At 72.3% G+C, this 21767-nt stretch carries 26 protein-coding genes; 13 read left to right on the top strand and 13 right to left on the bottom strand.

Annotation, left to right across the window (positions count from 1 at the left end; all coding sequences use genetic code 11):
- Window positions 1-42 precede the first annotated feature (42 nt).
- Together F8274_RS17025 and F8274_RS17020 are read left to right on the top strand one after the other, a co-directional pair.
- Window positions 43-669: a DUF47 domain-containing protein gene (locus tag F8274_RS17025; protein ID WP_148431186.1), complete on the top strand. Its 627-nt coding sequence runs from the start codon at window positions 43-45 to the stop codon at window positions 667-669.
- Window positions 670-673: 4 nt separating this feature from the next.
- On the top strand, window positions 674-1678 hold the full coding sequence (locus F8274_RS17020; RefSeq protein WP_151463377.1) for an inorganic phosphate transporter: 1005 nt from the start codon (window positions 674-676) through the stop codon (window positions 1676-1678).
- A gap of 42 nt (window positions 1679-1720) precedes the next feature.
- On the opposite strand, the gene F8274_RS17015 is transcribed toward F8274_RS17020, so the two are convergent.
- Window positions 1721-2689, bottom strand: a complete 969-nt coding sequence (locus F8274_RS17015) for a Gfo/Idh/MocA family protein (protein WP_151463376.1) — start codon at window positions 2687-2689, stop codon at window positions 1721-1723.
- A gap of 59 nt (window positions 2690-2748) precedes the next feature.
- On the bottom strand, window positions 2749-3330 hold the full coding sequence (locus tag F8274_RS17010) for a DinB family protein (protein ID WP_151463375.1): 582 nt from the start codon (window positions 3328-3330) through the stop codon (window positions 2749-2751).
- 516 nt (window positions 3331-3846) lie between these two features.
- Here F8274_RS17010 and F8274_RS17000 point away from each other — a divergent pair.
- Both F8274_RS17000 and F8274_RS16995 read left to right on the top strand, forming a co-directional pair.
- Window positions 3847-4044 (top strand): hypothetical protein, encoded by a 198-nt coding sequence (locus F8274_RS17000; protein WP_225853839.1) that lies wholly within the window; start codon window positions 3847-3849, stop codon window positions 4042-4044.
- Window positions 4045-4180: 136 nt separating this feature from the next.
- The gene (locus tag F8274_RS16995; RefSeq protein ID WP_151463373.1) at window positions 4181-5008 is read left to right on the top strand and encodes an NUDIX domain-containing protein; all 828 of its coding nucleotides are present in this window, start codon (window positions 4181-4183) and stop codon (window positions 5006-5008) included.
- 3 nt (window positions 5009-5011) lie between these two features.
- Here F8274_RS16995 and F8274_RS16990 read toward each other — a convergent pair whose 3' ends face one another.
- The gene (locus tag F8274_RS16990) at window positions 5012-5773 is read right to left on the bottom strand and encodes a YafY family protein (protein WP_225853838.1); all 762 of its coding nucleotides are present in this window, start codon (window positions 5771-5773) and stop codon (window positions 5012-5014) included.
- Here F8274_RS16990 and F8274_RS31995 point away from each other — a divergent pair.
- Window positions 5747-6091, top strand: a complete 345-nt coding sequence (locus F8274_RS31995) for a hypothetical protein (RefSeq protein ID WP_225853837.1) — start codon at window positions 5747-5749, stop codon at window positions 6089-6091. The genes F8274_RS16990 and F8274_RS31995 overlap by 27 nt on opposite strands.
- A 69-nt stretch (window positions 6092-6160) precedes the next feature.
- On the opposite strand, the gene pstB is transcribed toward F8274_RS31995, so the two are convergent.
- From pstB to F8274_RS16950, 7 genes are all read right to left on the bottom strand, one after another.
- The gene (gene pstB / locus F8274_RS16980; RefSeq protein WP_151463371.1) at window positions 6161-6937 is read right to left on the bottom strand and encodes a phosphate ABC transporter ATP-binding protein PstB; all 777 of its coding nucleotides are present in this window, start codon (window positions 6935-6937) and stop codon (window positions 6161-6163) included.
- 20 nt (window positions 6938-6957) lie between these two features.
- Window positions 6958-8046 carry a phosphate ABC transporter permease PstA gene (pstA, locus tag F8274_RS16975; RefSeq protein WP_151463370.1) on the bottom strand — a complete coding sequence of 363 codons (1089 nt, stop codon included), beginning with the start codon at window positions 8044-8046 and terminating at the stop codon, window positions 6958-6960.
- Window positions 8043-9128 carry a phosphate ABC transporter permease subunit PstC gene (gene pstC / locus F8274_RS16970; RefSeq protein WP_151463369.1) on the bottom strand — a complete coding sequence of 362 codons (1086 nt, stop codon included), beginning with the start codon at window positions 9126-9128 and terminating at the stop codon, window positions 8043-8045. Before pstC ends, pstA begins: the two co-directional genes overlap by 4 nt.
- Before the next feature lie 41 nt (window positions 9129-9169).
- Window positions 9170-10270 carry a phosphate ABC transporter substrate-binding protein PstS gene (pstS, locus tag F8274_RS16965; protein ID WP_151463368.1) on the bottom strand — a complete coding sequence of 367 codons (1101 nt, stop codon included), beginning with the start codon at window positions 10268-10270 and terminating at the stop codon, window positions 9170-9172.
- Window positions 10271-10567: 297 nt separating this feature from the next.
- Entirely contained in the window at window positions 10568-11494 is a 927-nt protein-coding gene (mshD, locus tag F8274_RS16960) for a mycothiol synthase (RefSeq protein WP_151463367.1), read from the bottom strand.
- A 66-nt stretch (window positions 11495-11560) separates the two neighbouring features.
- The gene (locus tag F8274_RS16955) at window positions 11561-12427 is read right to left on the bottom strand and encodes a polysaccharide deacetylase family protein (RefSeq protein ID WP_151463366.1); all 867 of its coding nucleotides are present in this window, start codon (window positions 12425-12427) and stop codon (window positions 11561-11563) included.
- Between the two features lie 156 nt (window positions 12428-12583).
- Window positions 12584-13297 carry a response regulator transcription factor gene (locus F8274_RS16950; protein ID WP_091267462.1) on the bottom strand — a complete coding sequence of 238 codons (714 nt, stop codon included), beginning with the start codon at window positions 13295-13297 and terminating at the stop codon, window positions 12584-12586.
- A 250-nt stretch (window positions 13298-13547) separates the two neighbouring features.
- Between F8274_RS16950 and F8274_RS16945 the strand changes: the two genes are divergently transcribed.
- The 6 genes from F8274_RS16945 (at window position 13548) to F8274_RS16925 (ending at window position 18027) form a co-directional block, all read left to right on the top strand.
- Window positions 13548-14594, top strand: a complete 1047-nt coding sequence (locus tag F8274_RS16945; protein WP_151463365.1) for a hypothetical protein — start codon at window positions 13548-13550, stop codon at window positions 14592-14594.
- A gap of 80 nt (window positions 14595-14674) precedes the next feature.
- Complete coding sequence (locus F8274_RS16940) at window positions 14675-15460, top strand: DUF2993 domain-containing protein (protein ID WP_151463364.1); 786 nt, start codon at window positions 14675-14677, stop codon at window positions 15458-15460.
- Window positions 15461-15543: 83 nt separating this feature from the next.
- The gene (locus tag F8274_RS32655; RefSeq protein ID WP_311202345.1) at window positions 15544-15621 is read left to right on the top strand and encodes an Ms5788A family Cys-rich leader peptide; all 78 of its coding nucleotides are present in this window, start codon (window positions 15544-15546) and stop codon (window positions 15619-15621) included.
- A gap of 204 nt (window positions 15622-15825) precedes the next feature.
- Window positions 15826-16674 (top strand): sulfurtransferase, encoded by an 849-nt coding sequence (locus F8274_RS16935; protein ID WP_151463363.1) that lies wholly within the window; start codon window positions 15826-15828, stop codon window positions 16672-16674.
- A 5-nt stretch (window positions 16675-16679) separates the two neighbouring features.
- A complete protein-coding gene (locus F8274_RS16930) occupies window positions 16680-17003 on the top strand; it encodes a DUF1416 domain-containing protein (RefSeq protein WP_151463362.1) in 324 nt (107 codons plus the stop codon).
- Window positions 17004-17163: 160 nt separating this feature from the next.
- Entirely contained in the window at window positions 17164-18027 is an 864-nt protein-coding gene (locus F8274_RS16925; RefSeq protein WP_151463361.1) for a hypothetical protein, read from the top strand.
- A 9-nt stretch (window positions 18028-18036) separates the two neighbouring features.
- On the opposite strand, the gene F8274_RS16920 is transcribed toward F8274_RS16925, so the two are convergent.
- The 3 genes from F8274_RS16920 to F8274_RS16910 form a co-directional block, all read right to left on the bottom strand.
- Window positions 18037-20091: a glycogen debranching N-terminal domain-containing protein gene (locus F8274_RS16920; RefSeq protein ID WP_151463360.1), complete on the bottom strand. Its 2055-nt coding sequence runs from the start codon at window positions 20089-20091 to the stop codon at window positions 18037-18039.
- Window positions 20088-20468, bottom strand: coding sequence for an SCP2 sterol-binding domain-containing protein (locus F8274_RS16915; protein WP_151463359.1), 381 nt, complete (start codon window positions 20466-20468; stop codon window positions 20088-20090). The genes F8274_RS16920 and F8274_RS16915 overlap by 4 nt, the downstream gene beginning before the upstream one ends.
- An 87-nt stretch (window positions 20469-20555) precedes the next feature.
- Window positions 20556-20930, bottom strand: a complete 375-nt coding sequence (locus tag F8274_RS16910) for a DsrE family protein (RefSeq protein ID WP_151463358.1) — start codon at window positions 20928-20930, stop codon at window positions 20556-20558.
- 12 nt (window positions 20931-20942) lie between these two features.
- Between F8274_RS16910 and mtfM the strand changes: the two genes are divergently transcribed.
- Both mtfM and F8274_RS16905 read left to right on the top strand, forming a co-directional pair.
- Window positions 20943-21047: a small membrane protein MtfM gene (mtfM, locus tag F8274_RS32465; protein WP_275587258.1), complete on the top strand. Its 105-nt coding sequence runs from the start codon at window positions 20943-20945 to the stop codon at window positions 21045-21047.
- Complete coding sequence (locus tag F8274_RS16905; protein ID WP_151463357.1) at window positions 21041-21631, top strand: FABP family protein; 591 nt, start codon at window positions 21041-21043, stop codon at window positions 21629-21631. The genes mtfM and F8274_RS16905 overlap by 7 nt, the downstream gene beginning before the upstream one ends.
- The last annotated feature ends 136 nt before the right edge of the window (window positions 21632-21767 follow it).

Genomic DNA, 21767 nt, shown 5'->3' with positions numbered 1-21767 from the left:
GGGCGACCGCCACCCTTCCACCGACACGACGAGGTCCGTGCTGTGAAGTTTTCCTTCCGTCCCACCGAGGGCGCCTTCTACGAGCTCTTCACCAGGGCCGCGCAGAACCTGGTGAAGGGGACCGAGCTGCTCAACGAGCTGGGCCTGCCGGACGTCGAGGTCCAGTCGGTGAGCGAGCGGCTCACCGAGGTCGAGCACGACAGCGACCAGATCACCCACGAGCTCTACAAGAAGATCAACTCTACCTTCATCACCCCGTTCGACCGGGAGGACATCTACCGTCTGGGCTCGCTGCTCGACGACGTGATGGACCACCTGGAGGCGGTCGGCAACCTGCTCTACCTCTACGGCCTCACCAAGCTGCCCTCGCTGCCGCGCGAGATGCACGAGCTGGTGAACGTCCTCGACCAGCAGGCCAAGCTGACCGCCGAGGCGATGCCCCGGCTGAAGTCGATGAAGGATCTCGAGGACTACTGGATCGAGTGCAACCGCCTCGAGAACGACGGTGACCAGGCGTACCGGATGCTGCTGGTCCGCCTCTTCAGCGGTGAGTACGACGCGCTCACGGTGCTGAAGATGAAGGAGGTGGCCGACGAGCTCGAGGCCGCCTGCGACGCCTTCGAGCACGTCGCCAACACCGTCGAGACCATCGCGGTCAAGGAGTCCTGATCCCGTGACCCCCGAACTCATCGCCGTGCTGGCGGTGATCGCGGTCGCCATGGCGTTCGACTACACGAACGGCTTCCATGACGCGGCCAACGCGATCGCCACGAGCATCTCGACCCGGGCGCTGACCCCCCGGATCGCCCTCGCGCTGGCCGCCGTCGGCAACTTCGTCGGCGCGCACTTCGGCGCCGGGGTGGCCAAGACGGTCGGCGACGGCCTGGTCACCCTGCCGCCGGGGGTGGCCAGCCTCGGGGTGGTCTTCGCCGGCGTGCTCGGCGCGATCGCCTGGAACCTGATCACCTGGTACTTCGGCCTGCCGTCGTCCTCCTCGCACGCCCTCTTCGGCGGCCTGGTCGGGGCGACCCTCTTCGCCGCCGACGGCGTCGTGCAGTGGGGCAACATCGTCGAGAAGGTCCTCATCCCGATGGTGCTGTCGCCGGTGGTCGGCCTGATCCTCGGCTTCCTGGTGATGCTGGGCATCCTGTGGCTGTTCCGGAAGGGGCAGCCCGGCAAGCTCAACCGGGGCTTCCGCTGGGCGCAGACCGCCTCGGCCGCCGCCATGTCGATCGGCCACGGCATGCAGGACGCCGCGAAGACCATGGGCATCATCGTGCTGGCCCTCTACACCGGCGGCTACCAGGACAACAAGACGCACATTCCACAGTGGGTGTTCTGGACCTCGGCGGCCATGCTGGCGGCCGGCACCTACGCGGGCGGCTGGCGGATCATCCGGACCCTGGGTCGGAAGATCATCGACCTGGGCCCGGCGGAGGGCTTCGCGGCCGAGACCGTGGCCAGCGCCGTGCTCTACTTCAACGCCCTGGTGCTGAAGGCCCCGATCTCCACCACCCACACGATCACCTCGGCGATCATGGGTGTCGGCGCGACCAAGCGGCTCTCCGCGGTCCGCTGGAACGTGGCCGGCAACATCGTGATCGCCTGGATCATCACGTTCCCGGCCGCCGCGGCCATCGCCTGCCTGGCGTACCTGCTGGTCCGCCCGCTGTTCTGAGCGACCCACGTCGAGGGGTCCCCCGCCGCGGCGGGGGACCCCTCACGCGTAGGAGACGCCGATCCGGGCCTTGATGTCGTCCAGCAGGCCCATCACCTCCAGGGTGGCGGCGTGCGGCACCAGCGGGCTCTCGATCAGCCCCGCCGCGAGGCAGCGCTGCACCTCGATCGCCTCGTACTGGTAGCCGCCGCCGGTCAGGTCGGCGGGAATGGTCTCCGGCTCGGCGCCGAGCCGGTGCAGCACCGCGGCATCGGGCCGGTAGAACGGCTCCGGCAGGTCGATCCGCCCGGTCGTGCCCGTGACGGCGGCGGTGATCGCGGTGGCGCCGACCATCCCGCAGCTCAGCGTCGCGACGGCCCCCGAGTCCCAGCCCAGGACGATGCCCGTGTTCTCGTCCACCTTCTCCGGGCCCAGCTGCGCCCAGGCGTGCACCTGCTGCGGCACGCCGAGCAGCAGGTGGGCCAGGCTCAACGGGTAGACGCCGAGGTCGAGCAGGGCGCCACCACCCAGCGTGCGGGCCCGCATCCGGTGCTCCGGCGGGAACGGGCCGGCCACGCCGAAGTCCGCCCGGACGTGGGTCACCGCACCGATCGCGCCGTCCGCGATCAGCTCCAGCGCCCGGAGGATCAGCGGGTTCGTGCGCATCCACATGGCCTCCATGAGGAAGAGGCCACGGGCGCGGGCCGTCTCGACCAGCTCCGTGGTGGTGGCCAGGTCGAGCGTGCAGGGCTTCTCCACCAGCACGGCCTTGTCGCCGGCCAGGCAGGTGAGGGCCGCCTCGTGGTGCGCGGCGTGCGGGGTGGCGACGTAGACGACGTCCACGTCCGGATCCGCGGCCAGGTCCGACCAGGAGGCGTACGCCCGGGGGATGCCGTGCCGCTTCGCGAACAGCTCGGCGCTCTCCCGGGTACGCGAGCCGACCGCCACCAGCTCGGCCCCCGGCACCAGCCGCAGGTCCTCGGCGAAGCGGGCGGCGATGTTTCCGGTGGCCAGGATTCCCCAACGCGTCATGCCGGCACGCTATCCCGGACCGTCGCAGGGGCGGGACGAAGATCCACCCGTCGGGAAGCTCAGCGCGGCGCGCCGGCTGCTCTGGCGGCCGCCTCGATCGTCGCGACCCGCGCCGCCCAGGTCGCCCGGTCGGGTTCCAGGTGGGCGTATTCGGCCGCCGCCCCCGTGCAGCCGTCGAGCTGTTCCCGCAGGATGTCGGCGTGGCCGGCGTGCCGGCTCGTCTCGGTGAGCACGTGGACCAGGATGTTGAACAGCTTCACGTGGGGGCGTGGCCACCAGGGCACATGGCCGGGCGAGTCGATGGCGAGAGCCGCGATCGTCGCGTCCGAGTGCTCCCACACCCGCCGGTAGCGCTGGATGATCTCCTCGCGCGTCTCGTGCTCGCTCGCCCACATGTCGGTGCCGTCGTCGGGGGCGTCCCACCGGGGCACGGGCTCGGGGAACGGCCGGTCGAAGACCTCGCCGAAGTACCTGGACTCCGTGATCGACAGGTGCTTGACCAGGCCGAGGAGGTTGGTTCCCGTCGCGGTCAGGGGGCGGCGCACGTCGTACTCGGACAACCCGTCGAGCTTCCACAGCATCGTCTCGCGGATGTGGCGCAGGTCGTGGTGCAGATACTCTTTCGCGAACTCATCGATCATGGGCCACGACCCTGCCATGCGGCGTCGGTGCGCGCAGCCCCGTGAGCCCGCTCCTCGCGGATGCCACGGATCGAGATCGCGGTTGGCTACTCCTCGTCGGCGAGGCGCTGGCCGCGTCGTTCGGCGTATGCCCTGACCTCTGCGGCATCCCAGATGCGCCCGACTGTGAGCGTGTCGATCGGTGCCGGGAAATCCGGACGGTCGACCAGGATCGCGGCGCGTTGGCGCGATACGCCGAGGTGGTGAGCTACCTCCGAAAGCGCCATAACTCGCACGGGCGGACCTTCCGGCGACACGGGTAGGCAGCTTGTCACCAGGGGGGTTGACTACCTGTCAACAGTCAGGCAGCGTGACGGTATGCCCACGCACCGCACATCGAAAACCAGCCGGGGCCCTCGGAACGCCGCTCCTGCCTCCCGGTGGACGGCTCCCGCCCACTCCGCCCCTGTCTCGGCCCACACCGCCTGCGGCCCCGCGTGGACCTGCGACGAGTGCGGCCAGCCGTGGCCGTGTCCGGTGCTCCGGGCCGCGCCGACGACGGCCGCACGTCGGGCGACCCTCATCCCCGAGTTCTCCCGGATCACGCGCCGGGCGATCCGCGACCTTCGGGGTCGGTCCGGCGGTCCGACCCCGCCCGAGATCGTCAAGCGCTTCCTCTGGTTCCTGCCGCTGACCGACGAGGAGGCCCGCGCCATCGCGCTGAGGCTCCGGTGAGCCGGACACCGTCATGCCGGCTGGATCTTGGAGACTTACCGTCAGCGACGAACGACAAGTCTCCAAGATCGGGATCGGTCGCGGGCGTCGCACTGCCGAACGCATGATCCACCAGCCGGGAACTAGGCTCGGAGGCATGACGATCGACGGCTTCGCCGCACCCCCGGCTCTGGTGGAGCACGCCCGCCGGTTCCGTGCCGAGGGCGGTGTGCCGGCCGTGCCCCGGGTCGCCGCCACCGTGCTGCTGCTCCGCCCGGCCGGCGCCGACTTCGAGGTCTACCTGATCCGCCGGGTGGCCGCGATGACCTTCGGCGGGATGTACGCCTTTCCCGGCGGCGGCGTGGACCGTTCCGACTCGCAGGCTCACCTGGACTGGGCCGGCCCGACGCCGGCCAGGTGGGGCGAGCGGCTCCGCCTCGACCCGGCCGCCGCGCAGGCGGTGGTGTGCGCCGCCGCCCGCGAGGTCTTCGAGGAGGCGGGCGTGCTGCTGGCCGGCCCGGACGGCGGGACCGTGGTGGGGGACGTGAGCGGGGACGACTGGGAGGCGGCCCGGCAGGATCTGGTGGCCCGGCGTGCCGGCTTCGCCGACCTGCTGGCCGGGAAGGGCCTCACTCTCCGGTCCGACCTGCTGCTGCCGTGGAGCCGGTGGATCACCCCGGAGTTCGAGCCGCGCCGCTTCGACACGTACTTCTTCGTCGCCCTGCTGCCGGAGGGGCAGCGGACGCGGGACGTCTCCGGCGAGGCCGACCACACGCTGTGGCTGCGCCCGGCGGACGCCCTGGCCCGGGCGGAGGCCGGCGAGCTGACCATGCTCCCGCCCACGATGGTCACCCTGGGCGAGGTCGCCGCCGCCGGCGGCCTGGCCGGAGTGGCCCGCGCGGCGGCGGGACGCGACCCCGGCACCCCGGTCACCCCGCACCTCGACCTCTCCGACGCCGAGGCGCCCCGCTTCCGCCTCTCCTGACGGTCAGCCGGCGGCGCGGAGGTAGCGGGCCGCGAGGGTACGCAGGAGGTCGGCCAGTTCGGGTGGGTCCTCGACGGTGAAGTCGAGGTCGAGCAGGCCGAGCCAGACCGCGATCGTCTCCAGCCGGTCGGCGCCGGTGTGCAGGAGGCAGGCCGCGTCGCCGGCCGGCTCGACGCTGCCGACGGCCGGGTTGATCCGGTCGGCCACCACCTCGGCGGGGGCGTGCACGCGGACGCGCGCCCGGTGCCGCCACGCGGCCGAGGAGACGCCGTGCCGGACCCGGTCCACCACGTCACCGGGCAGCTCGCGCGCCGTGAACCGGGGACCCGTCGGGGTACGCGGGGTGATCCGGTCGACGCGGAAGGTGCGCCAGTCGGCCCGCGCCGGGTCGAAGGCCACGAGGTACCAGCGCCGGCCCCAGTTGACCAGCCGGTACGGCTCGACATCCCGCCGGTCTGCGGTCCCGTCGTGCCGGACGTAGTCGAACCGGAGGCGCTCCCGGTCCCGGCAGGCGGCCCCGATCACGCTGAGCGTTCCGGCGTCCACGGTCGGGCCGGGCTGGTCGTGCGGCACGCGGACAGTGTGCGTGTGCAGGGCGGTGACGCGGCGGCGCAGCCGGTGGGGGAGCACCTGCTCCAGCTTGGCCAGCGCCCGCAGCGAGGTCTCCTCGATGCCGGCGACGCTGCCGCCCGCGGCGGTGCGCAGCCCGACCGCCACCGCCACCGCCTCCTCGAGCTCATGGGGGACCAGCTCGACGTCGACCACGTGCTCACCAACACGACCATCTACTGGCTGACCAACACGGCCGCCTCGGCGGCCCGCTACTACTACGAGGACGCCGAGGCCGTGCACCCGACGCAGAAGGTCAACGGGCGGGGCACCACCGTGCCCGAGCCCACCACCGTGCCGCTCGGCCTGGCCAACTTCGCCTGGGACTTCCAGTCGATCCGCACGCTGGCCGAGCGCGACCACAAGAACATCGTCTCCTGGCACACGTACGAACGGGGCGGGCACTTCGCCGCCCACCAGGTGCCCGACCTTCTGGTGGCGGACCTGCGGGAGTTCTTCGCCGCGCTGCGCTGAGCAGGGGAGCGCGTCAAGAAGGGCCCCTTCCGGTGCCGTAGGCGTTGAGAAGGGGCCCTTCCTTGCACCTCAGCCGAAGCGGCCGGTGATGTAGTCCTCGGTCTTCTTCTGGCTCGGGTTGCTGAAGATCTTCTGCGTGTTGTCGTACTCGATCAGCCGGCCCGGGTCGCCGGTCTTCTCGATGGAGAAGAAGGCGGTCCGGTCCGACACCCGCGCGGCCTGCTGCATGTTGTGCGTGACGATGATGATGGTGAACTTGTCCTTGAGCTGGAACATCAGGTCCTCGATGGCCAGCGTGGAGATCGGGTCCAGCGCCGAGCACGGCTCGTCCATGAGCACCACCTGCGGCTCGACCGCGATGGTGCGGGCGATGCACAGCCGCTGCTGCTGACCGCCGGAGAGGCCCGCGCCCGGCTTGCCGAGCCGGTCCTTGACCTCGTCCCAGAGGTTCGCCGAGCGGAGCGCCTTCTCGGCCGCCTCCTCCAGGATCGACTTGCGCCGCACACCGTTGAGCCGCAGGCCGGCCACCACGTTCTCGAAGATGCTCATGGTGGGGAACGGGTTCGGCCGCTGGAAGACCATGCCGATCATCCGCCGGACCGCGGTGACGTCGACGTCCCGGTCGTAGATGTCCTGGTTGTCGATGGTCAGGCTGCCCTCGACCCGGGCACCCGGGAGCACCTCGTGCATCCGGTTGACCGACCGCAGGAAGGTGGACTTGCCGCAGCCGGACGGGCCGATCAGGGCGGTGACCGTCTTCGGCTCGACGGTCAGGTTGATGTTCTCGATCGCCTTGAACCCGCCGTAGTAGGCGGTGACGTCGGTGGCTTCGATGCGCTTGGCCATGGTGGTGGTACCTCCGGGGTTCATCGGCCGAGCCGGTTGCGACGGGCCAGCAACTTCGCCGCGACGGTCAGGACGAGGACGAGGGCGACCAGGGTCAGCGCCGCGGTCCACGCCCGTGCCGGCGAGTACTTCGAGGCCTCGCCGGCCTGCTGGTAGACGAAGAGGGCCAGCGACGACTGGTTGTTCTCGAACGGGTTGAGGTTGATCGCGGCGCCGCCGCCGGCCACGAGCAGCACCGGCGCGGTCTCGCCGGCCGCCCGCGCGATGGCGAGCATGATGCCGGTGACGATGCCGGGCAGCGCGGTCGGCAGGACGACCCGCAGGATGGTCTTCCACTTCGGTACGCCGAGGGCGTAGGCGCCCTCGCGCAGCGGGGCCGGCACGAGGCGGAGCATCTCCTCGGTGGACCGGACCACGGTCGGCAGCATGAGCACGCTCAGGGCCAGCGCGGCGGCGAAGCCGGAGAAGCCCGGCCGGCCGTCGTTGAACCACGGCGACACGATCAGCACCCAGAAGGCCAGCACGAACAGGCCGGTGACGATCGACGGGATGCCGGTCATCACGTCCACGAAGAAGCGGATGGTGAAGGCGAACCGGCCCCGGCCGTACTCGACCACGTAGATCGCGCAGAGCACGCCGAGCGGGACGGTGATCAGCGTGGCGATGCCGACCTGCTCCAGGGTGCCGATGATGGCGTGGTAGGCGCCGCCGTTGGCGTCCCGGGCCCCGATGTTGTTCATCGAGGTGCCGAAGAAGTTGCCGTCCAGCCGCTCGGAGCCCTTGCTGACCAGCGTCCAGACCACCGAGGCCAGCGGCAGGACCGCCAGGACGAAGGCGGAGTGGATGAGGGCGCTCCAGGTCCGGTTGCGGGCGGCCCGGCGGCCCTCCACCGCGTTCGCGGCGGCGTAGAGGCCGCCCAGGTAGAGCAGCGCGCCGAGGACCACGACCAGGACCGGGCCGCCGATGCCGGCGCCGTAGACGATGCCGGCCGAGACCAGCAGGGCCACCACGGCGATGACGGGTGCGGCGTACGCGGGAAGTCGCCGGGCGCGCAGCGTGAGCGGCTGGGCCGGCGGCTGCGGGCGGTGGGAGGTGACGGTGGTGGTCATGCGGCCGACTCCGTGAACTCGCGGCGGCGGTAGATGATCGCCCGCGCGGTGATGTTGACGATCAGCGTGATCGCGAAGAGCACCAGACCGGAGGCGATCAGCGCGCCCCGGCCGGTGTCGTTCGCCTCGGCGAACCGGTTCGCGATGTTCGCGGCGATCGAGTTGCCGCCGCTCTGCAGGACGTTGAACGAGATGGCGTAGGTGGAGCCGAGGGTCAGCGCCAGGGCGATGGTCTCGCCGAGCGCCCGGCCCAGGCCCAGCATCACGGCGGCGATCACGCCGGGCCGGCCGTAGGGCAGGACGGCGGTGCGGACCATCTCCCAGCGGGTGGCGCCCAGGGCGAGGGCGGCCTCCTCGTTGGCGGTCGGGGTCTGCCGGAACACCTCGCGGGACAATGAGGTGACGATGGGCAGCACCATGATCGCCAGCACCACGGAGCCGAGCAGGATCGAGTTCCCGTACGGGCCGTCGCCGAAGATCGGGATCCAGCCGAAGTACCGGTGCAGCCAGGCCGACAGGTCGGCGACCGGCTGGGCGAAGTAGTCCCGGCCCCAGAGCCCGAAGACCACGCTGGGCACGGCGGCCAGCAGGTCGATGAGGAACCCGAGGGCGTTGCCCAGCCGACGTGGGGCGTAGTGCGACAGGTAGAGGGCGATGCCCAGCGCCACCGGCACCGCCATGAGCAGGGCGAGCAGCGCGGTCAGCACGGTGCCGAAGGCGAGCGCCCCGATGCCGAACTTCGGCGGGTCGTCGTTCGGGAACCAGCCCTCGAAGGTCCAGAAGGACTCGGTGTTGTCCCGCAGCGCCGGCACGGCCTTGGCGATCAGGAAGATCGCGATGGCCGCGATGACCACCAGGACGGTGGTGCCGGCGGCCAGGGTCAGGCCGCGGAACGCGCGTTCCGCGCCGAAGGCCCGGGCCCGGGGCAGCCCGCCGCCGCCACCCAGGCCGTTGTCGGGGATGCCAGGGATGCCGGAGCGCTCGGCCACACGCGCCGAGGCACCGGCGGGCCACTCGTGGCTCGTGGCCACGCGGGTCCCGCCGGTGCCGGCGTGCGCCGAGCGGTGAGGGGATTCACCCATCTGCTCGCTCGCTTCGGTAGAGGAGGTGTGTGGTCAGTGCGTCAGGAGAGGCTCTTGACCGCGGTCTCGACCTTGGCGCGGACCGAGTCGGGCAGCGGGGCGTAGCCCAGCTCGACCAGGTCCTGCTGGCCCTCGGCGCTGGCGGCGTGGCCCAGCAGGCCCTTGACCAGCGGCAGCTTGTCGGCCGCGAGGCCCTTGCTGCAGACGATCTCGTAGGTGACCAGGACGATCGGGTACGCCCCGGCCTCCGTGGTCTTGTAGTCGATCGACATCTTGAGGTCGTTGCCCTGGCCCTCGATCTTGGCCCCGGCGATGGTCTTGCCGGCCGACTCGGCGGTCAGCTCGGCGAACTCACCGGCGCCGTTCTTGACCTTGGCCTTCTTGAGGCCGCCGTTCTCGGCGTAGGACCACTCGACGTAGCTGATAGTGCCCTCGGTGCTCTTGACCTTGGCGGCCACACCGTCGGACTTGGCCGCGCCGACGCCGCCCGGGGCCTTCCACGCCTTGGCGTTGCCGAAGGTCCAGTCGGACTCGGCGGTCTTCGACAGGTACTTGGTGAAGTTGTCGGTGGTGCCCGACTCGTCGGAGCGGTGCACCGCCTGGATCGCGGTGGACGGCAGCTTGGCGTCCGGGTTGTCGGTCTTGATCGCCGGGTCGTCCCACTTGGTCACGGTGCCGGCGAAGATCTTCGCCAGGGTGGCCGGGGTGAGCTGGAGGTTGTCCACGCCGCCGACGTTGTAGACGATGGCCACCGGGCCGATGACCATCGGCAGGTTGAGGGCCTGGCCGCCGGCGCACTTGGCGTCGGCCTGCGGCTGCTCCTCCGGCTTGAGCGCGGAGTCGGAGCCGGCGAAGTCGGCGGTGCCGGCGATGAAGGCCTGGATGCCGGCGCCCGAGCCGGTGGGCTCGTAGTTGATCGTGGTGCCGGCGCACTGCTGCTGGTACGCCTTGATCCACTCGGACATGGCGTTCTTCTGCGCGGAGGAGCCCTGCGCGTTCAGCGTGCCCTTGCCGCAGTCGACCGCCGCGGCGGAGCCGGAGGCGGAGGTGCCGGTCGGCTCGTTGTCCGAGCCGCAGGCGCTGAGACCGAGCACCGCGGTAAGAGCGAGGCAGGCAATGGCGCCGTGCCGCTGGAGCTTCACCTGAGGGGTTTCCCTTCACGTCTTTGTCAGGTCGCCCGGTCTCCCGGGTGCCGGCGCTGACCGGCTGAAAGGAAAGGTAGAAGTGCCAGGTAGACGGTTCGCCGGTCGGAAATGAACGGAAGATGAACAGGCGCGGCCGGCCGGGTGGCCGTCGCCTGAGTGCCGGTTGTCCATTTCGTGAACCGGCAGCCCGCTATCGCTAATAGTACGATTTTTCCGGGCAGCCGTTACCCGGCCGAGTCCACTACGTGACGCGGCCGTGACCGCTGCCCGGGAGGCGGGGAGATGGCCGGGGCGTCAGCCGAGGTGGTAGTTGACGTGTGCCGACCAGCGGGCGAAGCCGAGCCGCTCGTAGAGGGCCACCGCGGCGGCGTTCGAGTCGTCCACGTAGAGCATCACCCGGTCCAGCCCCCGCCGGTCGCGCAGGTAGGACAGGCCCGCCGTGGTGAGCGCCCGGCCGAGGCCGCCGCGGTGCGCGGACGGGTCCACCCCGAGCACGTAGACCTCGCCGATCCGGGCCGAGCCCGGGCGCTCGTGCACCTTGGTCCAGTGGAAGCCGAGCAGCCGGCCGGTGGCCGCATCCTCCGCGAGCAGGAAACCGGCCGGGTCGAACCACGGCTCGGCGAGGCGCAGCCGCAGGTCGTCGGCGGTCCACCGGCCCTGCTCGGGGTGCTGGGCGAAGGCCGCGTTGTTGACCGCCAGCCAGGCGTCGTCGTCCTCGCCGGGGCGGAACGCGCGCAGCCGCACCCCCTCGGGCAGGGCGGGCTCGGGCAGCGCGGCGGTCAGCGGGCGGCGCAGCTGCCAGAGCACCCGGGCGCGGGTGAAGCCCAGGTCGACGGCGAGCGCGGCGGCCGACGGGTGGTCGCCGTGCGCCCAGGCGCGCAGCGGTCCGGAGGCGGCGGCCAGCACGCCCCGGGCGAGGGCCCGTCCGGTGCCGCGCCGCCGGTACGCCGGATGCACCACCAGTTCCACCCCGATCCCCTCGGCGGGGTCGGTGGTGTCGAGGTGCGCGTACCCGGTCAGGGTGTCGTCGGCGGCCCGGGCGGTGAGGTGCACGGCGGGCGCCCCGGGGTCGCGCAGCCGGAGCAGCACGTGCTCGTCGAGCGGGTCCGCGCCGTCCGCGTCGCCGGCGGTGCGGGCCAGCGCCAGCACCTCGGCGACCTCGACCGGCGCCAGCCGGTCGGCGCGGGCGACACGGTCGGCGGTCGGCGTGGTGCTGCTCATCCCGCCACCGTAGCGGCCACCGGGCCGCCGATCATGCCGGACGCGGGCACCGGACGGTGGCGGTGCTCACGTGGTGCCGGTGGGCAGCGCCTCGAGCTGGAAGCGGTGCAGCAGTTCGGGAAGCAGGCGCTGCAACGCCTCGACCGTGCCGGACCGGTCGCCGCCCGCGTCGTGCATGAGCACGATGGAGCCCGGCCTGGTCTGGGTCAGCACCGTCTCGGTGATCTTGTCGGCGCCGGGCACCTGCCAGTCCGTCGGGTCCACCGCCCAGTGCAGCGGCGTCATGCCCAGCTCTTCGCAGACCGACACCACCGGATACGTCCAGGCGCCACCCGGCTGCCGGAAGTACGCGATCCGCGCGTTCGGCGCCGCGGCCAGGATCGCGTCGTTGGTGCGCATCAGGTCGTCCCGGATCGCTTGCGGTGAACGCTCGCCCAAAGTGATGTCGTGGTTCCAGGAGTGGTTGCAGAGGCTGTGCCCGTCGGCCACGATCGACCGGACCAGGTCCGGGTGGGCCTCCGCGTTCTCGCCGACCACGCAGAAGGTGGCGTGCACGCCGTACTCCTTGAGCAGGCTGAGTACCTGCGGTGTCCACTGTGGGTCGGGGCCGTCGTCGAAGGTCAGCGCGATCCGGGCCGAGCCGGTGCTGACCTCCGCGCCGTACGGGCCCTCGCTGTCGTCGGCCTGGCGGCCGTTGTCCGGGGCGCTCGGGCTGGCGTCGGGGCTCGGCTCGCCGTGGCCGGCCGGCGGGCCGGGGAACTCGGTGCTGGGTGGCTGGTCGCCGTAGTGCGGGGCGTGGACGCTGGCCGCCGCGCCGCTGCCCCGGTGCGGCTGCTCGGGCATGAGGCTGCGCCCGAGCGCGAACGCGGAGCCGAGCAGCGCGGCCACCGCCACCGTCACCATCCCGGCCGCGCGCAGTGTCGAGGCCGACATCAGCCGGCCCGGCCGTTCTTCGCCCCCGTGGTCACAGCACGCATCGTCGCCCCCTTCGCCCGGCAGATCCGGCAGTCAGAGTAGGTCTGACTGAGTGGGCAAAAAGGGCAAAAGGGGGGAAGCATCCCCGATGGGGGACGCCGCAGAGTGCCGAGGTCAGACGGGCAGCGGGGCGGGCTCCGACTCCGGCAGCGAGCGCGACGGCGGCACGACGAACTTGTAGCCCACCTGCCGCACCGTGCCGATCATCGACTCGTACTCCGAGCCGAGCTTGGCGCGCAGCCGCCGGACGTGCACGTCGACCGTGCGGGTGCCGCCGAAGTAGTCGTAGCCCCACACCTCGCGGAGCAACTGGTCCCGGGTGAACACCCGGCCCGGGTGCTGGGCGAGGAACTTCAGCAGCTCGAACTCCTTGTAGGTGAGGTCGAGCGGGCGGCCCTTCAGCTTGGCCGCGTAGGTGTCCGGGTCGATGGTCAGCTCGCCGGCCCGGATCGAACCGCCGGCGCCCGCCGTCGCGTTGCTGAGCCGGCCGACCGCGAGCCGCAGCCGGGCCTCCACCTCCGCGGGACCCGCCCCGGCCAGGATCACGTCGTCCACGCCCCAGTCGGCGTTCAGCGCGATCAGCCCGGCCTCGGTGACGACCGCGACCAGCGGCACGCCCAGCCCGGTGGCGTGCAGCATCCGGCAGGTCGCCCGGGCCTCGCTCAGCTCGGCGCGGGCGTCCACCAGGACGGCGTCCGGGGTCGGGCCGGAGACCAGCGTGCGGACGTCGCGTGGCGCGGTGCGGACCGAGTGCGGCAGCAGGTCGAGCGCCGGCAGCACCGCCGATGGTTCACCTGCGCGCGCGGTCACCAGCAGCAGGAGCTCCACACGATCACCTCCGTCCCGGCGGCACTCCGGCCGCGCGCGACCAGCGGCAACCCGTGACGGGTGACGCTGAGAATTTGCGTGGGTCCCGGCGTCGCTGACGGGCGGGTAACGGCTTGAGCGTAGCGGATCGCCGGGCCGTCACCTCCGTACCATTTCCTGTTTGTCTGTTCTGCCCCCGATCGCGGCACAGGTTTTAACGTTGCCGAAACCGTGACTCCGCCCGACCGGCCGGGTCTGGCACGATCGGTGCGTGTTTCCCTCCACCTCGCCCGACACCGGCCGTGAACCGTGGTCCGCCGGCCCGGCCTCCGGGCCCGCCGGCCCTGCCCGTGGCTACCCGCCGGCCCCGCGCACCGGCCCGGCCGACGACAGCGGCGGGCGGGAACGGAAGGGCCCCCGCCGGCTCCGCAAGGGCGGCCCGAGCCGGCGTCCCGACGACGAGGCCGACGAGGCGCCCGAGGAGGAGGTGCCCCCGGTCCCGGTGCGCCGCCCGCTCGCGCTGACCGTCGCCGGCTTCGCCGCGCTGCTCGGCGTGGGCCTGGTGCTCGGCGCGCAGACCGCCGGCCCCGGGCACCGGCTGCCCTTCGCGTTCATCATCTTCGGCGTCCAACTGCTCTTCGTGCTCGCGTGGACGATGGCCATGCGGCCGCCCGCGCTGCTCGTCGTCGCGCTGGTCAGCGCCGCGGCGGCCGGGATCGCCGACGCCGCCGCGGTGCAGTCGGACATCGCCGGCCTGGCGCCCCTCGGCTACGCGGCGGCCGCCGGCTTCGTGCTCGCCGTGCTCGGCCAGCTCTTCCGCCGGGTGGACCGGGTCCGGGTGACCGACTCGCTGGGCAGCACCCTGCTCATCGTCGTGGGGGTGGTCGCGTTCGCCACGCTGATCGTGCTCAGCCGGATCCCGAAGGGCACCCAGGCGATCACCGTCTGCCTCACGGCCACCGGGGTGGCCCTGCTGGTGGCGCGGCTGACCGACGCGGTGGCCCCCTGGCCGCGGCTCGCCCCGCAGGTGCCCCGGGGCGCCGCCGGCGTCGTGGCCGGCGCCATGCTCGGCACCCTGACCAGCGCCGTGCTCGGCAGCTACCTGGTCGGCTTCACCCCGACCAGCGCCGCGCTGGTCGGCCTGGTCACGGCGGGCACCGCCGTCCTGGCCGACCTCGCCGTGGGGTACGCCGAGGCGGGTCGGCTCATGGCCGGCGAGCCCCCGACCATGTGGGTGGCCCGGCACATGCAGGGCCCGCTGGGTGGCTTCGCGCTCGCCGCGCCGGCCGCGTACGCCATGTGCGTGCTCTTCCTCTGAGCGCGCGGTTGGGGAAACGGCGCGTCGGGTAAGTACGGTTGCGGCGCGAGGCGCGGCGATCGGCGAGGGCAGGAGGCGGCGTGGCAGAGGCGTACCCGGCGAACGAGGGCCGACCCCGGCGGCGGGGCCGGAAGCTGCTGGTCGGTTTCGTCGTCCTGCTGCTGGTCCTGGCCGGGCTCCTGGTCGTCGCCGACCGGGTGGCCGCCGGCGTCGCCGAGCGGGCCATCGCCGACCAGGTGAAGAAGGAGGTCGCCAAGCAGGACGCGCAGTCCTCGGCGCCCCAGGTCGAGGTCGGTGGCTTCCCGTTCCTCACCCAGGTGCTCGCCGGGAAGTACGAGCGCATCTCGATCGTGCTGACCGACGTGCAGGGCAAGGTGCAGGGCGACGCGGTCAGCGTGCCGCGGCTGGACGTGGACGCCCGCGACGTCACGGCGTCGCTGGACACCCTCCGCTCCGGCCAGGGCGATGTGGTTGCCGAGACCGTGGACGGCCGGGGCACGGTGACCTACGACAGCCTGGCGAAGCTGCTCGACCGCCCCGGGCTCACCCTGGGCGAGCGGAACGGCAAGCTCGCGGTGACCGCGCCGGTCGACATCCTCGGCGCCAAGCTCACCGTCAACGGCACCGCCGACGTGACGGTCGCGGGCGGCAAGGTGGCCCTGCGCTTCAACGACGTGACCGCCGAGGGCCTGCCCAACCTGCCGCTCGCCAAGACGCTGCTGGCCAACTACGCCAAGGGCATCTCCGTCGACGTGCCCCTGCCGGAGCTGCCCTTCCAGCTCAACGTGCGCAAGGTGGAGCCCAGGCCGGAGGGCCTCGTGGTCACCGCCGACGCGCGGAACGTGCCCATCAACTCCGCCGGCTGAGCCTCCGCCCACCGCCCCGGCCGTGTCCCGGATGCTGGTCGGCCCGGTGGCAGCGTCCGGGCCGGCTGGTAGTGTCCCTCTCCATGGGGACGCTCCTCACCAAACGGCGCGCGGTCGACCTGTGCCGCGTGGCCACCTGCCTGTGTCGCCCCGTCATCTGACGGCGGGGCTGTCCTCGGCCGCTTAGCGGCCACCGGCACACAGGGTCCGCGTACCCTCCGGTTCTCCCCCTGATCGCCCGGCAGCGGCGCCGTCGCACGTACCCGTGATCCGTTCCTAGCTCTGGGTCCCGCGCGTGGTGCGACAATCACCGACTTCGATCTCCGCGCGCTGGCTCACCATCCATCCTCACAGGGAGTGATCTGATGAGTCGCGACACCGCACTCGTCTCGGCCGAGTGGGCCGAGAAGAACATCGACGCCCCGGGCGTCGTCTTCGTCGAGGTCGACGAGGACACCTCGGCCTACGACACCGGCCACATCGCGGGCGCCGTCAAGCTCGACTGGCGCACCGACCTCCAGGACCCGGTGCGCCGGGACTTCGTCAACCAGGACCAGTTCGCGGCGCTGCTCTCCGAGCGGGGCATCGGCAACGACGACACCGTCATCCTCTACGGCGGCAACAACAACTGGTTCGCCGCCTACGCGTACTGGTACTTCAAGCTCTACGGCCACCGCGACGTCAAGCTGCTCGACGGCGGCCGCAAGAAGTGGGAGCTGGACGCCCGCCCGCTGGTCACCGACCCGGTGCAGCGCCCGGCGACGCAGTACGTCGCGCAGGCGCCGGACATCTCGATCCGCGCCTTCCGCGACGAGGTCGTCGCCGCGATCGGCACGAAGAACCTGGTCGACGTGCGCAGCCCCGACGAGTACGCCGGCCGGCTGCTCGCCCCGGCACACCTCCCGCAGGAGCAGGCCCAGCGGGCCGGCCACGTGCCCACCGCGATCAGCGTCCCGTGGTCCAAGGCGGCCAACGAGGACGGCACGTTCAAGTCCGACGACGAGCTGCGCAGGATCTACGCCGACGCCGGGCTGGACGACAGCCGGGAGACCATCGCCTACTGCCGGATCGGCGAGCGCTCCTCGCACACCTGGTTCGTGCTCCAGGAGCTGCTCGGCCACCGCAACGTGAAGAACTACGACGGCTCCTGGACCGAGTACGGCTCGCTGGTCGGCGTGCCGGTCGCGCTCGGCGACGAGCCGGGGGAGGCGTGATCCTCATGACCGCTCCCACCGCCGCGGGCTGCGCCGCCCCGGACCAGGCCGCCCCCCTCCCGGCCAGCCTGGACCTGGAGAAGGAAACCGTCATCACCGGCCTGGTCACGGCCGAGTCCGGCGAGGCCGTGCCGGGCGCGTACGTCCGGCTGCTCGACTCGACGGGCGAGTTCACCGCCGAGGTGGTGACCTCCCCGACCGGGCAGTTCCGGTTCTTCGCCGCGCCGGGCAGCTGGACCCTGCGGGCGCTCTCCCGGCACGGCAACGGCGACACCGCCGTCACCGCCGCCCGCGGGATCAACGAGGTGACCGTCACGGTCGCCGCCTGACCCACGCTCTGATCGTGGCCCGTCGTCCCGCTGAGGGACGACGGGCCACGAGCCGTTCCGGCACCCCCTCCGGGACTGTCCCGGCGGTCCGCGACCGGCTCGTTGTCGGGTGGGCCGAGGCGCGGCCCGGACGGTCGTCGCGGCGTGACACCATGGCCCGGTGAGTGAGGCCGTCCAGGCGGGATACGCCCCGCCGACCCGTCCCGACCAGCCGGCCCCCGGCCGGCGACGGCTGCGCTGGCTGGTGGCCGCCACGGCGGCGTGGGCGGTGCTGCTCGCCGGGCTCACCTGGTGGTCGGTGCGGCACGACCCGCCGACGGTGAAGGAGCAGCGCTCGCTGGAGCAGGCCGGGCCCGTGGTGGACCGGGCACTCGGCCGGCTGACCGCCGCGGTCGGGCGGGACGGGGTGCCGGCGCTCCTGCCGGACCGGATCGAGCGGGGCTGCCGGGTCACCCCGCTGGACGACGGCGCCGAGCTGGAGCGCGGCGTGACCGTCGTGACGGCCGGCGACGACGGACGCGAGCTGCTCCAGCGGGTGGCCGACCGGCTGCCGCCGGACTGGCGGGCGGGCGTCTCGACGTTCGACGGCGAGCCGCGGCTGCGCGCCGACGCCGGGGAGTTCGTGGCGGTCGAGGGTCGGTCCACGGGGCCGGGCCGGGTGCTGCTCACCGCCGCCACCGGCTGCCGGCCGGTGGGGTCGGGCTACCGGCCGCCAGCAGCCGACGCCGGGGCCGAGACCGCCGAGGCGGACCGGGCCGTGCGCCGCTGGGGCGGCGCGGCCGGGGCCGTCCAGGTGCTCACGGCACCCTGCCCCGGGGGCGGAACGGCCCGCACGGCGCGGGCCGAGACGGCCGGCGCGGCGGCCGGGTCCCCGCTCGCGGCGGCCTTCCGGGACGCCGCCGACGGCTCCCCGGTGGTCCGTGACTCCGCCGAGGAGTACGCCCTGCGCGGCAGCTTCGCGGTGCTGGCCGAGCGGGTTGACGACCGGGTCCGGGTGGCGGTCACCACCACCTGCCCCGCCTGATCCGAACGGTCAGCGCCCGTGGCGCTCGTCGTGCGGCCCGCGACTGCGCCCCAGGGCGTCCACCCGGCCCCACCGGCCGGGGATGTCCAGCAGCTCCACCCGGCCCATCCCGCCCGGCACGGCCGGGTCGATGATCAGGTGCTCGCCCTGCGGCTCCAGGCCGAGCATCACCCGCAGCAGCAGGAGCGGGGTGCCGGCCGACCAGGCCTGCGGGCTGCATGCGGTCGGGTACTCCACGGGATAGTCGGTGAGGTCGCGCTCGTAGCCGGCGAACGCCTCGGGGAGCCGGCCGTCGAAGTAGCGGGACGCGCTCAGCATCCCGTCGCAGATCTGCCCGGCCTCGTCCCGGAAGCCGTACTTCCACAGGCCCCAGGCGATGATCGAGTTGTCGAACGGCCAGACCGTGCCGACGTGGTAGCCGATCGGGTTGTAGCGGCCCTGGTCGTCGGCGAGCGTCCGCACGCCCCAGCCGGAGAAGAGCCGCGGCCCGAGCAGGTGCCCGGCGATGGTCGCCGCGCGGGACTCGTCGACGATGCCGCTCCAGAGCAGGTGGCCGATGTTGGAGCTGAGCGCGTCCACGTGCCGCCCGTCCGGGTCCAGGGCGAGCGCGTAGTACTCCCGCCCGGGGATCCAGAAGTCCCGGTTGAACCGCTCCTTCAGTGCCGCCGCCTCCCGCTCCAGCCGGTCGGCGTACGCCGGGTCGTTCCAGAAGGTCCGGGCCAGGCGGGCGCCCCGCAGCTTGGCGTCGTACGCGTAGCCCTGCAGTTCGCAGGTGGCCCGGGGGAAGGGCGGCAGCCGGCCGTCGGAGTAGGAGATCGAGTCCCAGGAGTCCTTCCAGCACTGGTTCGCCAGGCCGGTCTCCGGGTTGCGGGTCATGTACCAGACGTAGCCCGTGCCGAGCAGGTCCCCGTACGTGTCGAGCCAGGCCAGCGCCGCCCGCGTCTCGTGCTCCAACTGCTTGACCAGCTTCGTGTCCCCGGTCCACCGCTCGTACTCGTCGAGCAGGATCACGAACAGCGCCGTGGTGTCGGCCGAGCCGAAGTACGGCGAGTGCGGTTGCTCCTCGAAGCCGGCGGTCTCGCCGTAGCGCAGCTCGTGCAGGATCTTGCCGGGCTCCTCGTCCCGGAAGTCGTCCAGCCGGCTGCCCTGGAGGCCGGCCAGCATGAGGATGGTCGGCGGGACCAGTTCCGGCAGGAACGGCAGCACCTGGAGCGAGGTGAAGATGCTGTCCCGCCCGAACAGCGTCATGAACCAGGGCAGGCCGGCGGCGAGCAGCCGCACGCCCAGCGCGATCGACTCGTACCGGAGGGCGGCCAGGTCGTTGAGGCTGCGCCGGTACGCCCCGGCGAGGGGCTGGCAGTCGCAGCCGAGCTTCGGAGCCCGCTCGATCAGCGCGTTCTGCTCGGCGTGGATGGCTCCCACCGAGCGCTGCCCGCCGAGCGGCAGGGTGGACCGGATGTCCTCCCCGCGGGCCCCGAAGATCTTCGTCGCCACGTGCAGCTGGGTGGTCCACTCGCCGTGCGGCCCGACCCGGAGTCGGAAGGTCATCCCCTCCCGGTCCACCTCGGTGGGCGCGCTGCTCGCCACCACCGCCTCCCGGTGGAACCCCTCCCGCCGGTAGGTGAGCCGCAGCTGGTTCTCGCTGACCGTCGGCGTGGTGTGCCCCTTCTTCTGCCGCTGGTGCTTGATCTCGAACAGGTCGGCGAAGTCGGAGCCGATGTCCAGCCGGAGGACGAATTCCACCTCCTGCCCGGAGTGGTTGAGCAGGGTCAGCTCCTCCTCGAAGCTGCCGCCGATCGACCGGCTGCGGATCATCGAGACCTTGGCGTCCAGGTAGTGCGTGGGCTCACCGGGCACCAGGAAGAACCGGGTCCGGTAGGACAGCGAGTCGTCGATCGAGAGCGCGTGCAGCCGTTGCCCGTTGAGGGTGAGCAGCCAGGTCGAGATGAACCGGGTGTCGAAGGAGAAGAGCCCGGTGGGGAAGTCGAACGACGGCTCGATGTCGCCGCTCCGGTCGCTGACGAGGAACGTGTTGCCGTCCAGGATGCTGACGCGTTCCTTCATGCCGACCGCCGGACGTGTTCGCGGGCGGTCTCCCGGGGGTCCCGGACACCGGGCGGGCCGGGGAAGAACCGGCGGAACACCAGGAAGAGCACCACGTTGCCGCTGAACGTGGCCTCGTTGCGCAGCACCGCCGCCATGCCGGCCTCCTGGCCCGTGACCAGCTCCTCGAACAGGTCGGCGCTGACCGTGAAGACGGCGTCGGCCGGCAACTGCTCCCGGGTGACCTGGACGGATCCCGGCGCGATCTCCAGGAACCAATGCTCGGTGCGGTTCCCGGTGGTCAGGTCCAGCTGGAGACGGCCGCGGGTGGGCCCGCGCAGCACCGCCGGGGCACGCGCCGGCAGTGACGCGAAGAACTGCTCGGTCGCCTCGCCCACATCAGGATCGTAGGCAGCAGCCGGACATGTCGGGTCAGGATCGGCAGTCCACGCGGAACGGACATTCGCCGGGCGGGCCGGGGCGGGTCAGTAGACGAGGGCCTGGGCGCCCTCGGCCATGGCCTCCTCGACGAAGACCGCCGCCCCGGCGATCCGTACGCCGGGGATGACGTCGTCCTGGCCGATGTCGCGGCGGGCCGCGCACTGGGTGCAGGCGGTCACCCTGCCGGTGGTCAGGATGACGTGCAGCAGTTCGGCCAGCGGCGCGGAGTGCGGCAGCTCGAAGTCCTGTGCCCGCCCGGGCAGCGCGAACCAGGTCGACTCCCCGGTGAGCCAGAGCGACACGTCCACCCCGGCGGCGGCCGCGGTGGCGGCGACCGTGAAGGCCTGCGCGCACCGCTCCGGGGCGTCGGCTCCGGCGGTGGCCTTGACGACGAGAGTGCGGGCCATGACGCCCAGCATAGGATGGCCGGGATGGTTACCGAGATCGGGTTCGTCAGCCTGCTGGTCGCCGGCCTGGGCGCGCTCGCCGGTGGCCTGGTCTACGTCGCAGTACGCATTTCGAGAGGAAAATGGTGAGTGAGAACCCGCTTCAGCCGCCGTGGCTGAACGCGCCGCCGGTCGACCCGTACCCGTACGAGGAGAGCCACGACCTGCGCGTCGGCCCGAAGCTGCACCGGAGCCTGGACGGCCTCCTGCCGTACATCGGGGTGTGGCGCGGGCGGGGTCGCGGCGGGTTCCCCACCATCGAGGACTTCGACTTCGCCCAGGAGATCCGGATCAGCCACGACGGCCGGCCGTTCCTGTTCTACGAGTCCCGTGCCTGGATCCTCGACGAGCAGAGCCGCCCGGTCCGCCCGGCCGGCCGTGAGGTGGGCTGGTGGCGTCCGGTGCTGGACGGCGACCGGGTCACCGACGAGCTGGAAGCGCTCATGACCACGCCCACCGGCGTGATGGAGCTGCACATCGGCAAGCGCAAGGGCACCCAGATCGAGTTCGCCACCGACGCGGTGGTCCGCACCGCCACGGCGAAGGAGGTCACGGCCGGCGCCCGCCTCTTCGGCATCGTGGAGGGCGCCCTCCTGTACGCCCAGGAGATGGCCGCCCTGGGCCACCCGCTGAGCCCCCACCTGTCCGCCCGCCTGACCCGCGTAGCCGGCTGACCCCACACCTCACGCCCTGGCCCACCCCCGCCCAGTCCTGGTGATCATGAAGTTGTTGCCCGCCGTATCGGCGTGTCGGCGCAATAACTTCATGATCAACGCCGCCTGGGGGCGGCCGGTCAGGGCCGGGGGAAGC

Origin of the sequence: Micromonospora sp. AMSO31t, from assembly GCF_008868175.1 — a bacterium.
In the GTDB taxonomy this organism is placed as follows: domain Bacteria; phylum Actinomycetota; class Actinomycetes; order Mycobacteriales; family Micromonosporaceae; genus Micromonospora.
Note: the sequence above shows the minus strand (reverse complement) of the source record. Positions and strands in the feature narration are given on the sequence as shown.